This is a genomic window from Prescottella sp. D32 (assembly GCF_037287305.1).
Lineage (GTDB): Bacteria > Actinomycetota > Actinomycetes > Mycobacteriales > Mycobacteriaceae > Prescottella > Prescottella equi.
The window spans coordinates 1,647,297-1,659,185 of sequence record NZ_JARBSW010000001.1; the positions used below are offsets into that span (position 1 = coordinate 1,647,297).

At 68.6% G+C, this 11,889-nt stretch carries 15 protein-coding genes; 8 read left to right on the top strand and 7 right to left on the bottom strand.

The genetic code is table 11. The features are described from left to right. Window positions 1–59: 59 nt before the first annotated feature. Window positions 60–476 (bottom strand): SufE family protein, encoded by a 417-nt coding sequence (locus tag PSS76_RS07560; protein WP_175271425.1) that lies wholly within the window; start codon window positions 474–476, stop codon window positions 60–62. Next, a complete protein-coding gene (locus tag PSS76_RS07565; protein ID WP_005518639.1) occupies window positions 470–1,381 on the bottom strand; it encodes a sulfurtransferase in 912 nt (303 codons plus the stop codon). Before PSS76_RS07565 ends, PSS76_RS07560 begins: the two co-directional genes overlap by 7 nt. Window positions 1,382–1,498: 117 nt before the next feature. On the opposite strand from PSS76_RS07565, the gene PSS76_RS07570 reads away from it, so the two are divergent. Next, entirely contained in the window at window positions 1,499–1,885 is a 387-nt protein-coding gene (locus PSS76_RS07570; RefSeq protein ID WP_337456087.1) for a group III truncated hemoglobin, read from the top strand. A gap of 9 nt (window positions 1,886–1,894) precedes the next feature. Here PSS76_RS07570 and PSS76_RS07575 read toward each other — a convergent pair whose 3' ends face one another. Genes PSS76_RS07575 through PSS76_RS07585 form a run of 3 tightly spaced genes read right to left on the bottom strand, consistent with a single transcriptional unit; the run spans window position 1,895 to window position 4,532 of the window. After that, entirely contained in the window at window positions 1,895–2,539 is a 645-nt protein-coding gene (locus PSS76_RS07575; RefSeq protein ID WP_064076611.1) for a Maf family protein, read from the bottom strand. A 17-nt stretch (window positions 2,540–2,556) separates the two neighbouring features. Next, the gene (locus PSS76_RS07580) at window positions 2,557–2,895 is read right to left on the bottom strand and encodes an acyl-CoA carboxylase subunit epsilon (RefSeq protein ID WP_005518644.1); all 339 of its coding nucleotides are present in this window, start codon (window positions 2,893–2,895) and stop codon (window positions 2,557–2,559) included. Further along, window positions 2,892–4,532 carry an acyl-CoA carboxylase subunit beta gene (locus PSS76_RS07585; protein WP_005518645.1) on the bottom strand — a complete coding sequence of 547 codons (1,641 nt, stop codon included), beginning with the start codon at window positions 4,530–4,532 and terminating at the stop codon, window positions 2,892–2,894. The genes PSS76_RS07580 and PSS76_RS07585 overlap by 4 nt, the downstream gene beginning before the upstream one ends. Before the next feature lie 116 nt (window positions 4,533–4,648). Here PSS76_RS07585 and PSS76_RS07590 point away from each other — a divergent pair, with 116 nt between their 5' ends. After that, the gene (locus tag PSS76_RS07590; protein WP_022597186.1) at window positions 4,649–5,482 is read left to right on the top strand and encodes a biotin--[acetyl-CoA-carboxylase] ligase; all 834 of its coding nucleotides are present in this window, start codon (window positions 4,649–4,651) and stop codon (window positions 5,480–5,482) included. Window positions 5,483–5,485: 3 nt separating this feature from the next. Here PSS76_RS07590 and PSS76_RS07595 read toward each other — a convergent pair whose 3' ends face one another. Next, window positions 5,486–5,908, bottom strand: a complete 423-nt coding sequence (locus PSS76_RS07595; protein ID WP_005518648.1) for a DUF7144 family membrane protein — start codon at window positions 5,906–5,908, stop codon at window positions 5,486–5,488. 213 nt (window positions 5,909–6,121) lie between these two features. On the opposite strand from PSS76_RS07595, the gene PSS76_RS07600 reads away from it, so the two are divergent. Genes PSS76_RS07600 through PSS76_RS07615 form a run of 4 tightly spaced genes read left to right on the top strand, consistent with a single transcriptional unit; the run spans window position 6,122 to window position 9,382 of the window. Next, entirely contained in the window at window positions 6,122–6,697 is a 576-nt protein-coding gene (locus tag PSS76_RS07600; protein WP_005518649.1) for an HdeD family acid-resistance protein, read from the top strand. A gap of 42 nt (window positions 6,698–6,739) precedes the next feature. Further along, window positions 6,740–7,324 carry a PH domain-containing protein gene (locus PSS76_RS07605; protein ID WP_005518650.1) on the top strand — a complete coding sequence of 195 codons (585 nt, stop codon included), beginning with the start codon at window positions 6,740–6,742 and terminating at the stop codon, window positions 7,322–7,324. Between the two features lie 39 nt (window positions 7,325–7,363). Then, on the top strand, window positions 7,364–8,044 hold the full coding sequence (locus tag PSS76_RS07610; RefSeq protein WP_005518651.1) for a response regulator transcription factor: 681 nt from the start codon (window positions 7,364–7,366) through the stop codon (window positions 8,042–8,044). 12 nt (window positions 8,045–8,056) lie between these two features. Then, window positions 8,057–9,382, top strand: coding sequence for a sensor histidine kinase (locus tag PSS76_RS07615; RefSeq protein WP_005518652.1), 1,326 nt, complete (start codon window positions 8,057–8,059; stop codon window positions 9,380–9,382). On the opposite strand, the gene PSS76_RS07620 is transcribed toward PSS76_RS07615, so the two are convergent. Next, window positions 9,379–9,927, bottom strand: a complete 549-nt coding sequence (locus tag PSS76_RS07620) for a GtrA family protein (RefSeq protein WP_005518653.1) — start codon at window positions 9,925–9,927, stop codon at window positions 9,379–9,381. The two genes, PSS76_RS07615 and PSS76_RS07620, sit on opposite strands and share 4 nt — an antisense overlap. Window positions 9,928–10,040: 113 nt before the next feature. On the opposite strand from PSS76_RS07620, the gene PSS76_RS07625 reads away from it, so the two are divergent. Both PSS76_RS07625 and purE read left to right on the top strand, forming a co-directional pair. Further along, on the top strand, window positions 10,041–11,324 hold the full coding sequence (locus tag PSS76_RS07625; RefSeq protein WP_087576507.1) for a 5-(carboxyamino)imidazole ribonucleotide synthase: 1,284 nt from the start codon (window positions 10,041–10,043) through the stop codon (window positions 11,322–11,324). A gap of 84 nt (window positions 11,325–11,408) precedes the next feature. Beyond that, window positions 11,409–11,882 carry a 5-(carboxyamino)imidazole ribonucleotide mutase gene (purE, locus tag PSS76_RS07630; protein ID WP_044991321.1) on the top strand — a complete coding sequence of 158 codons (474 nt, stop codon included), beginning with the start codon at window positions 11,409–11,411 and terminating at the stop codon, window positions 11,880–11,882. Window positions 11,883–11,889: the final 7 nt, after the last annotated feature.

Sequence of the window (11,889 nt, forward strand, 5' to 3'; positions counted from 1 at the left end):
ACAGTGAAGTTGTCGGGAAGGGTCGCTCCCCGGTGGGTGGTGCAGCGGAAGGGTACCGCTCAGTTGCGCAGGTGGCGCTTGATGCGGGCGAGCATCGCGCTCATGCCCCGCAGCCGGAGGGGGCTGACCGCGTCGGCCAAACCGAGATCCGAGTAGAAGTCGTCCGGAACCGCGAGAATGGTTGCGGCGCTGTGCCCGTCGAGCCCCTGATGCAGGATCGACGCGAAGCCGCGGGTGGTCGGGGCCTCCGCCGGCGCGCTGAAGTGCAGACGCACCCTCTCCGGATCCGAACTGTCGACGAACAGGAACAGCGGCGACTGGCACTCGGGCACCGGCTCCATCGCGTCCTGCTCGAGCTCGGCCGGCAACGGCGCGAGCTCGCGGCTGAACTCGAGCAGCAACTGCAGCTTGTCCTGCCCGTCGACGGCGGCGAAGTCGTCGACGATCTCGGCCAGGGAGGCGGGCAGGCTCACGATGCGGCTTCCACTGCAGCGCCCGGCACGGTGCCCGGCTCGTCACCCCTGACGATCGGGACCCGCACGACGTTGCCCCACTCGGTCCACGAACCGTCGTAGTTCCGCACGTTCGGGTACCCGAGCAGGTGCGTCAGGACGAACCACGTGTGGCTCGAGCGCTCGCCGATGCGGCAGTACGCGACCACGTCGTCGTCGCGTGAGAAGTCGCCGTAGATCTCCTCGAGCTCCGGGCGGCTGCGGAAACGCCCGTCGGGCGCCGCGGCCCGAGCCCACGGGATCGACACCGCGGTCGGGATGTGGCCGCCCCGCAGCGCGCCCTCCTCGGGGTAGTCGGGCATGTGCGTGCGCTCGCCCGTGTACTCCTGCGGCGACCGGACGTCGACCAGCGGGCCGTGGCCCAGGTGTGCCAGGACGTCGTCCTTGAACGCCCGGATCGAACTGTCGTCGCGTTCGACGACCGGATACTCGGTGGGGGCGGGTGTCGGGACGTCGAACGTGGTGTCGCGATTCTCCGACATCCACGCGTCCCGTCCACCGTCGAGCAGACGCACGTCCTCGTGGCCGAACAGCGTGAACACCCACAGCGCGTACGCCGCCCACCAGTTGCTCTTGTCGCCGTAGATGACGACCGTGTCGTCCCGGGAGATGCCCTTACGGCTCATCAGGTCGGCGAACGCCGCGCCGTCGATGTAATCGCGTGTGACCGGATCGTTGAGGTCCAGGTGCCAGTCGATCTTCACCGCGCCGGGGATGTGGCCGATGTCGTAGAGCAGGACGTCCTCGTCGGACTCGACGACCTTCACGCCGGGAGCACCCAGATTGATCGACAGCCACTCGGTCGACACGAGTCGCTCCGGGTGGGCGTACGCAGCGAATGCGGGGTTGGGGTCTGGCGCGACGGGCACGGGTGGGCTCCTGAGGCATGCGTGGGTGGAGGGTTGTCCACCCACGAGTCTAAGTGGTCACCCGTTCGGCAGCGTGACCGATATCGCGTCGGCTACCGGCGGGTACTGTCGGCCACCGTGACGACCCCCGACGGCCACCGTGAGGAACTGGCCACCCGCGCCGACGTCGATCGTCTCCTGCGGACCTTCTACGAACGAGCCCTGGTCGACCCGCTGCTCGCCCCGGTCTTCGAGACCCTCGCCGTCGTGGGACTCGACGAGCACCTACCCGTCGTCGGTGACTTCTGGGAGCAGATCCTGTTCCGCACGGTCAGATATCAGGGGCATTTCGGGCCGGTGCACGAGGCGCTGCACCGACAGCACGATCTCACCGACGACCGGTTCGAGCGGTGGTTGGCGTTGTGGTGCGACACCGTGGATGCGTCGTTTGTCGGCGTCGACGCGGAACGAGCCAAGTCGAAGGCCCGCGCCATGGCGGCGGCGCTGCAGCGCGCCCGGAACTAGCGGAGCGGGTCAGCGCACCAGGGAGTTGGCGGCCCACAGTTCGGCGATCGAGACACCGACGTCCGAGAGCAGGCGCCGTACCAGCGGCAGGCCGATTCCGATCACGCTCGACGGATCGCCCTCCAGTCGCTCCACGAACCAGCCACCGAGGCTGTCGAGGGTGAACGCGCCGGCGACCTTCAACGGCTCACCGGACGCGAGGTAGGCCTCGAGATCCTCGGCGGACGGCGAGGCGAAGTGCACGACGGTGCCGCTGTGATCCGAGGCGTCGGCGACGACCACGCCGTCCGACAGGCGCAGGACGCTGTGCCCTGTCAGGAGTGTCGCGCTGCGGCCGGCCATCGAACGCCAGCGTTCCCGGGCGACGTCGACGGTGTGCGGTTTGCCCTGCAGTTCGCCGTCGATGAGCAGCATCGAATCGCAGCCGATGACGACGGCATCGGTGATGCCCTCGGCATTCAGGGCGGGAATCACGTCGCGGGCCTTGGCCTCGGCGAGCGTGGTGACGACGGCTTCCGGGGCGGCAGAAGGCCCCAGGCGGTCGATGATCGCATCCTCGTCCACGCCGGAGACGCGGACGGTGGGCTCGACCCCGGCGCCCCGCAGCACGGACAGCCGTGCCGGGGACGCCGAGGCGAGAACCAGGTGTGTCACTCGTGCGGACCGTTCGATCAGAACGGGCGCGCGGCGACCGGGGTGCCGAACGAGTACGGCGAGAACGGCGCGTGCCCGCGATGCATGCGGGTCGGTGCGCCCCAGGTCTCGGGCGGCAGGCCGTCGCCGGCCGGCTCTCCCGAGGCCGCCGCCGCCGCGGACAGCACCGCGACGAGCACAGCGACGTCCTCGTCGGTCGGGTTGCCCTTGACGATCTTGATCAGCGGGGACTGCGAATCGGCCGCGACATCGGGCTCGAGTCCTGCGACAGCTTCGGCCAACGCGGCTCCTTCGAGCGAGGACGCATCAAGCAGCTCGGCGTCGGTGAGCACTTCTTCCCGGGTGGTCGCTGTCATAGGGGGATGTTCCCATGCTTCTTGGGCGGAAGGGAAACCATCTTGCGCTCGAGCAGACGCAGCGCGGAGACGATCTGTCCGCGGGTGTGCGACGGCGGGATCACGGCGTCGATGTAGCCGCGCTCGGCCGCCACGTACGGGTTCACCAGGGTGTCCTCGTACTCCTGCTGCAGCTTCAGGCGCAGCGCGTCGACGTCCTCACCGTTCTTGGCGGCTTCGAGGAGCTGCTTGCGGTAGACGAAGCCGACGGCGCCGGACGCGCCCATGACCGCGATCTGCGCGGTCGGCCATGCCAGGTTGACGTCGGCGCCCATGTGCTTGGAGCCCATGACGTCGTACGCTCCGCCGTACGCCTTGCGGGTGATGACGGTGATCTTGCCGACCGTGGCCTCGCCGTACGCGTACAGCAGCTTCGCGCCGCGGCGGATGATGCCGTTGTACTCCTGCTCGGTGCCGGGGAGGAATCCCGGAACGTCGACCAGGGTGATGATCGGGACGTTGAACGCGTCGCAGGTGCGGACGAAGCGCGCCGCCTTCTCGGAAGCGTCGATGTCCAGGCAGCCCGCGAACTGGGTGGGCTGGTTCGCCACGATGCCGACGCTGCGGCCGTCGACGCGACCGAAGCCGACGATGACGTTCATCGCGCGGCCGGCCTGCACCTCGAGGAACTCGTCGTCGTCGAGGATGCGGCGGATGACCTCGTGCATGTCGTACGGCTGGTTCGCCGAGTCCGGGATGAGCGTGTCGAGTTCGCGGTCCTCGTCGGTGAGCGAGTCCTCGATCGCACCGACGATCGGATCGGACGGGGCCAGGCGCGGGGCCGCGGCCTGGTTGTTGCTCGGCAGGTAGGACAGCAGGTCCTTGACGTAGTCGAGCGCGTCCTGCTCGCCGGAGGCGACGTAGTGCGCGACACCGGACTTCGCCATGTGGGTCCGGGCGCCGCCCAGATCCTCCATGGTGACGTCCTCGCCCGTGACGGTCTTGATGACGTCGGGGCCGGTGACGAACATCTGGCTGGCCTCGTCGACCATCACCACGAAATCGGTCAGCGCGGGGGAGTACACGTGGCCGCCGGCGGCCGGGCCCATGATCAGGGAGATCTGCGGGATGACACCCGAGGCCTGGACGTTGCGGTGGAAGATCTCGCCGTACAGGCCGAGCGAGACGACGCCCTCCTGGATACGTGCGCCGGCACCCTCGTTGATGCCGATCAGCGGGCGACCGGTCTTGAGCGCCAGGTCCATGACCTTGACGATCTTCTCGCCGTAGATCTCGCCGAGCGAGCCACCGAAGACGGTGGCGTCCTGCGAGAAGACACAGACGTCGCGGCCGTCGATCGTGCCGTAGCCCGTGACGACGCCGTCGCCGACGGGACGGTTGTCGGCGAGGCCGAAGTTGGTGCTGCGGTGCCGGGCCAGGGCGTCGAGCTCGACGAACGAGCCCTCGTCGAGGAGCGCGTGGATGCGCTCGCGCGCAGTCAGCTTGCCCTTCGCGTGGACCTTCTCGATCGCGGCTTCGCCCATCGGCTGCATTGCCTGCGCCTGGCGGCTGCGCAGGTCAGCGAGCTTTCCCGCCGTCGTGTGGATATCCGGGGTGTTCGCCGCCTCCGCCGCGGCTGGCTCCTGCACACTGGTCATGGGAAGTGAGCTTAACCAGGTCTGTGGGGCCCGCGTCGAGCGAGGTCAGGTTGCGTTGAATTATTGAACCTAAGCTACTGGCGAGTCACATTCGAGCCGCATCCTAGGCTGGACGGATGTGGACCGATCTGAACCGCCCCCCGCTCGATGCCGGTGTGCTCCGGCGCGCCCTCGTCCGTGATGCGGGCGGCGACCCGGACGCATTCTGGTCGCGCGTCGACGTCGTGACCGAGACCGGTTCCACCAACGCCGATCTTCTTGCGGCACCCCGTGATGCCGACTATCCGCGCAGTGTTCTGATCGCCGAGCACCAGACGGGCGGACGCGGTCGGCACGCCCGCCCGTGGGTGAGCGCGCCGCGTGCCCTCGTCACGGTCTCGGCCGTTCTGGACATGCCCGGCATGGACCTGGCCGACATCGGGTGGCTGCCGCTGCTCGCGGGTGTCGCGGTGGTCGACGTCCTGCGCGGGACCGCGGGCGTGGACGCCGAACTCAAGTGGCCCAACGACGTGTTGATCGGCGGACGCAAGGTGGTCGGGATCCTCGCGGAGGTGGCTGCGACGGCGCCGGTCCCGACGGTCGTCGTGGGGATCGGCCTGAACGTGAGCCTGACGGAGGACGAACTGCCGGTACCGACCGCGACGTCGCTGCTCCTCGAGGACGCGGAGGTCACCGACCGCACGGTGTTGGTGCGGGCGATCCTGCGGGAACTGGCGCGGCGCCACCGGGAGTGGGAGGCCGCGGGATGGAAGGTCGACGCGCTGGCCGCCGCATACAAGGAGAGGTGCGGAACGCTCGGCCGCCGAGTGCGGGCCGAGCTTCCGGGGGATCGGGAACTGATCGGGACGGCGATCGACGTCGACGTCGAGGGCCGGATCGTGATCGAGGCGGACGGGAAGTCGCCGGTCGCTGTGTCGGCCGGCGACATCACCCATCTACGAGCCGTGTGAGGCTCAGACCCTGCTGGTGTCCCACGTGGAGACGGCCCAGATCACCACGACGCTGAGCGCGATGATGAGGATGGACCACAGGGGGTACCACGGAATCCACAGGAAGTTCGCGATGATGGCCAGCGCCGCTATGACGATCGCGCTCACCCGCGCCCATGTCGCGCCGGTCAGCAGGCCGATGCCGACGAGGACGACGACGATGCCGAGAACCAGGTGGATCCAGCCCCACGTCGTGAGGTCGAACTGGTAGACGTACTCGGGTCCGACGACGAAGAAGTTGTCGTCGGCGAGTGCCGAGATCGCCTGGAAGATCTCCAGGACCCCGACGGTCATCAGGACGATCGCGGCGGCGATCGACGTGCCCGCCGCGAACCCTTGCTTGGCTCCGCCGCCCGAACTGTGGGTCGTCGGTGTGCGATCGCTCATCGCAGTTCCCCTTTCGATCGATCGAGCAACTTCGCTGGAGAGTCCACTGCCCTCAGCAGGATTGTGTCGCCGATCGCTCGGGCGCTCCTCACCCCCGAAGGGTGAATCCGCGTCGGCTCCGCCGATCGCGTGCGCAGTACGGTCCGCCGCCGCAGGTATTGCTGCTACCTTGACGCTGATCCACGAATTCTCGTGAGGCGGAGGGGAACAGCCATGAGCGCACCGAACGACATCTGGGTGGCGGGCGATACCGGGCAATTGGAGACCGCGCGCCGATTCCTGACCGGGCTGACCGCGGTGTTCGGTCTGCTCACCCTCGGCCTCGGTATCGCAATCCTGGTGTGGCCGGACGCAACTCTGGTGGTGGTGGCCGTCCTGATCGCGATCCAGGTGTTCGCGTTCGGGATCATCCAGATCGTCCGCTCATTCGCGGAGGTCGACGCCCCCACCGCCGCGCGCACGCTCACCGGCCTGTCCGGAGCGCTCGCGGTCCTCCTGGGATTCCTCGTCCTGCGCAGCCCGCTGCAGACACTCGTCGTGATTGCGCTCGTCATCGGCGCGTGGTGGGTGTTCCGCGGGGTACTCGACATCGTCGCGGGTGCCTCCGAAGTGCCCGGGAACCGGGCCGTGGGCATCGTGCTCGGCCTCATCAGCGTCGTCGCCGGCGCGATCGTGCTGCTGCAGCCCGAACTGTCCCTCGGTGTCTTCGTGATCGTCGTCGGTGTGTGGATGATCCTGTACGGCGTCATCGTGCTGGCCGCCGCGTTCCTCGGCCGTCGCGTGCGCTGATCCCGCAGGCCCGGGCGGACCTGTACCTGTCAGACTCGTCGCATGGGATACCCGGAAGACGCACTGGCGGCGGACGAGGAGTTGGTGCTGCATCGGCACCCGCACTGGAAGATGCTCGTCGTCCCGGTCACGATCTTCGTGTTGTCCGCTGCGATCGGTGGCTACCTGCTGGGCCTCGCGCAACGCCGGCTGAGTGACGGGGCGAGCCTCGTCGCCTCCGCCGTGATCGTCGTCGCGTGGCTCGCACTGGTGGTGTGGAAGACCCTCGTCCCGGTATTGCGGTGGCGGTCCACGCATTTCATCGTCACCGACCGGCGGGTGATGATCCGGCACGGCATCATGACGCACACGGGAATCGACATTCCGATGAACCGGATCAGCAACGTCCAGTTCCGGCACGGACTCGTGGACCGGATGCTGCGGACCGGCACGTTGATGATCGTCGCATCGTCCGACGACCCACTGGAATTCGACGACATCCCCGAGGTGCAGAAGGTGCACTCGCTGCTCTACCGGCAGGTGTTCGACGCCACCAACGATCCGCACTCCGGCGGCTACCCGAACACCGGACACGACGGACGCGGCGCTGCTCCCGACGATCACCGCGATTTCCGGAATGGATGGTAATTGGGACCGCGCCGACGAAACCGACCGTAGGCTGTCGTCGTGACCGCCGTACTGCTTGCCGAAGATGACGAGGCCATCGCTGCGCCGCTCTCGCGTGCACTCGGCCGAGAGGGCTACACCGTCACGATCGAACAGACCGGGCCATCCGCGCTCGAGCGGGCGCTCACCGGCGAGTTCGAACTACTGATCCTCGATCTCGGCCTGCCCGGCATGGACGGACTCGAGGTCTGCCGGCAGCTCCGCGCGCACAGCCTCGACCTCGCCGTGCTGATGCTCACCGCACGCACCGACGAGGTGGACTTCGTCGTCGGCCTCGACGCGGGCGCCGACGACTACGTCGGCAAGCCGTTCCGGCTCGCGGAATTGATGGCCCGGGTGCGGGCACTGTTGCGGCGCAGCGGCGGCGGCGAGGACGTCGTCGTGGAGGTGGCCGGCATCCGTCTCGAGCCGGCCGCGCGCCGCGTACTCGTCAACGGCTCCGAGATCGCGTTGGCCAACAAGGAGTACGAGCTGCTGCGGGTGTTGCTCGAGCACGCCGGCCAGGTCGTCTCGCGCGACACGATTCTGCGCGAGGTGTGGGGCGACGTGGAACTACGCGGATCGAAGACACTCGACATGCACATGTCGTGGCTGCGCCGGAAGATCGGAGACGAGGGCGCGGGCGCCGACCGGAAGATCGCCACCGTCCGCGGCGTCGGCTTCCGGATCAACACCGACTAGGGTTCGCCCACCGTGCGTCGCCGAATACTGCAGTCGATCCTCGCCGTCGTCATCCTCACCGGTCTCCTGCTGGGTGTGCCGCTGATCTACACCGCCTGGCTGTGGGTGGAGGACTTCACGCGAAGCGACCTGCAGGCCCGGCTCGATCGGATGGCCGCCGAGATCATCGTCCAGGAGGGTGCCTCGGGTGTCGTCGAGGACGGACTCGACACGACGTCGCTGCGCCTGGTCGTTCCCGAGGGCGGCAAACTCGTCGTGGTGTATCCGACCCCGCAGGAGGGCGCTGCCCGGTTGGACCTCGGCGCCGAGAGGGTGCCGTCGCCTCTGGTCGAGTCGCTGTCGATGGGTACGTCGGGTTCGCTGCGGCTGGAGGTGCCGTCCGATCGCATGCGCACGCTGCAGAGGCAGGCCGTCGGCGCCGTGACACTGCTCGTGCTCGCCTCGATCGGTGCCGGTGCTGCAGTTGCCGTGGTCACCGCGAAACGGCTCGCGGACCCGCTCAAGGACGTGGCCGAGCGGGCCGCCCGCTTGGCCGAGGGGGACTTCCGTCCCGATTCGCGGCGTCACGGGATCCCCGAACTCGACCGTGTGTCCGACGTCCTCGACTCCGCGACGGTGGAGATCTCGCAGCGCCTGCAGCGCGAGCACGCACTGGTCGCCGACGTCTCGCACCAGCTGCGCAGCCGCCTCACCGCGGTACGACTGCGGCTCGACGAGTTGTCGGGGCATCCCGACCCCGACGTCGTGCACGAGGCCGAGGAGGCGATGGCGCAGGTGGACCGGCTGACGGTGGCGGTCGACGACCTGGTCCGGTCGTCGCGCAACAGCGGCTCGGCCGGACGCGAACCGGTGTCGGTGGTGGGGGAGCTGGCGACTGTCGTGGCGGACTGGCAGGGACCGTACAAGGAGGCCGGCCGGGTCCTCCGACTCCGGGGTGAGCCGAGGCTGACGTCGTCGTCGACGGGGTCCCGGCTGCGCGAGGCCGTGTCGGTGTTGATCGACAACTCGCTGCAGCACGGCGCGGGCACGTGCACGGTGTCGGTCCGGCTCGCGTCGGGGCCCGCCGGCCGTGGGTCGGAGAACGACGCGCGGGTCTGTGTGGAGGTGTCCGACGAGGGGGAGGGCGTGAGCGACGAACTGGCGCCGCACATCTTCGATCGGGGCTTCTCGGGCGCCGGCTCGACCGGTGTGGGGCTGGCGCTGGCCCGCGCCCTCGTCGAGGCGGACGGCGGCCGACTGGAACTGCAGCGGCGCCGGCCCGCACTGTTCGCGCTGTTCCTGGCGCGGGTCGAGGACGACGCCCCGACGCGGGTGGCCGGGATCCACGAACCGCGCTAGTTGCGGGTGGGGTCCTCGCCGGCCAGGGGGGCGATCTCGGGCTCCTCGATGCGCTCGTGCTCGCCGGTCTCCTCGGGGAACACCCACCGCCGGAACGACCAGAAGCGGAAGATCATCTGCAGCAGGTTGCCGATGATGTAGTTCAGGATGAAGTCGACGATCACGACCGTCGTGAAACTCGCCGACGCGCGGATATCGAAGACGTTGTTCGCGATCCACAGCGGCGCCGCCGCGATGATGACGCCGATCCCGCTGATCGTGAAGAAGAGCAGGGCCTCGTGGTGGCGTTCGCGCCCGCCGCGATGCTTGAACGACCACTCCCGGTTGAGGATATAACTCAGGATCGTGGCGACGACGCCGGAGAAGATCTTGGCGACCACGGGCTTCTGTTCGAGGATCGTCAGACTCAACGAGTAGAAGATCGCGAGGTCGACCACCATCGTGGTGCCGCCGACGATTGCGAACTTGATCAACTCGTGGTGGCGAAGAACGATGGCCCGGAAGGGCTGCGGTACTCGGCTCATCGCCGCGTCGACGAAAGACACAACGGAGTATTCTACGAAGCCGCGATCTCGACGGCGGCAGCGGACCGTTGTTTATCAGGTTCTTCACAGGTTGCGACGGGGGATGACCTCGGCAGAAGCGTTCGCGAGCGAACATGACACCATGGTGTGTCGTGACCGGCAAATCTGAATCCGCACCTCGCCCCACTCCTCCGCGTGACCTCCCCAGCGGGATGCCCGTCGTGACGATGATCGGCGGCGGTCAGCTCGCCCGCATGACGCATCAGGCCGCGATCGAGCTGGGCCAGACCCTGCGTGTCCTGGCGGGCAGCATCGACGAGCCCGCCGCGCAGGTCAGCCCCGACGTCGTGCTCGGCAGCCACGAGGACCTCGCTGCGCTGCGGAAGGCGGCCCTCGGATCCAACGCCCTGACGTTCGACCACGAGCATGTCCCCACCGAACATCTCGACGTGCTGGTGTCCGAGGGCGTCAACGTGCAGCCGCCGCCGCAGGCGCTCGTGTACGCGCAGGACAAGCTGGCGATGCGCCGCAAACTCGGTGAGATGGGCGCCCCGATCCCGGCGTTCGCCGAGGTCACGTGGGCCGAGGACGTCGTCCGTTTCGGCGCCGAGCACGGGTGGCCCGTGGTGATCAAGGCGGTTCGCGGCGGCTACGACGGGCGCGGCGTGTGGATCACCGACGACTCGGACGAGGCCGAGGCGATCGTCACCGAGCAGCTCGACAGGGGCGTCCAGTTGATGGTCGAACAGGCCGTCGACTTCACGCGGGAGCTGTCCGCGATGGTCGCGCGCTCGCCGTTCGGGCAGGGTGCGTCGTGGCCGGTCGTAGAGACCGTTCAGCGGAGCGGCCAGTGCGCGGTAGTGCTGGCACCGGCGCCGCAGCTGTCGAAGGAGCTGTCCGCCGAGGCCGAGCAGTTGGCGTTGCGCGTGGCGTCGGAGTTGGGTGTCGTCGGCTCGATGGCGGTCGAGCTGTTCGAGACGACCGACGGCACGTTGATCGTCAACGAGCTTGCGATGCGCCCGCACAACTCCGGTCACTGGACGCAGGACGGCGCTCGGACGTCGCAGTTCGAGCAGCACCTGCGCGCGGTCCTCGACTACCCGCTCGGCGATCCGTCGCCCATCGCGCCGGTCACGGTGATGGCGAACGTGCTGGGCGCGCCCGAGGCACCGGCCATGAGCATGGACGAGCGTCTGCATCACCTCTTCGCACGGATGCCCGACGCGAAGGTGCACCTGTACGGCAAGGGCGAGCGCAAGGACCGCAAGATCGGGCACGTGAACGTGCTCGGCGCGGCCTCCGGTTCGATCGACGACCCGGCGTACGTGGCCGCGGTGCGTGAGCGCGCGGAGCGGGCGGCGCACTGGCTGTCGCACGCCGAGTGGACCGACGGGTGGGACGAGCACGGTCGGTCCTGACCGGGCTCGACGGAAATTCGGAAACGATCACACAGGAACGGACGGCAAGTGACTGAATCGAACGGGCCCCTCGTCGGGCTGATCATGGGCAGCGACTCCGACTGGCCGACCATGGAGGCCGCCGCGGAGGCTCTCGCCGAGTTCGGTGTCCGGTTCGAGGTGGGTGTCGTGTCGGCCCACCGCACCCCGCAGCGCATGCTCGACTACGCGAATGACGCGGCCGGTCGCGGTATCAAGGTCATCATCGCCGGTGCCGGCGGCGCCGCGCACCTGCCGGGCATGGTGGCGTCGGCGACGCCGCTGCCGGTGATCGGCGTGCCGGTCCCGCTGAAGTACCTCGACGGCATGGACTCGCTGCTGTCGATCGTGCAGATGCCGGCCGGGGTGCCGGTCGCGACGGTGTCGATCGGGGGCGCGCGCAACGCGGGACTGCTGGCGGTCCGCATCCTCGGTGCGTCGGATCCGGCCCTGCAGCAGCGGATGGCGGACTACCAGGCAGGTCTCGAGCAGATGGTTCTGGAGAAGGACGCGGCGCTGCGCGCCGAGCTGCTCGGCTGAGCGCCTG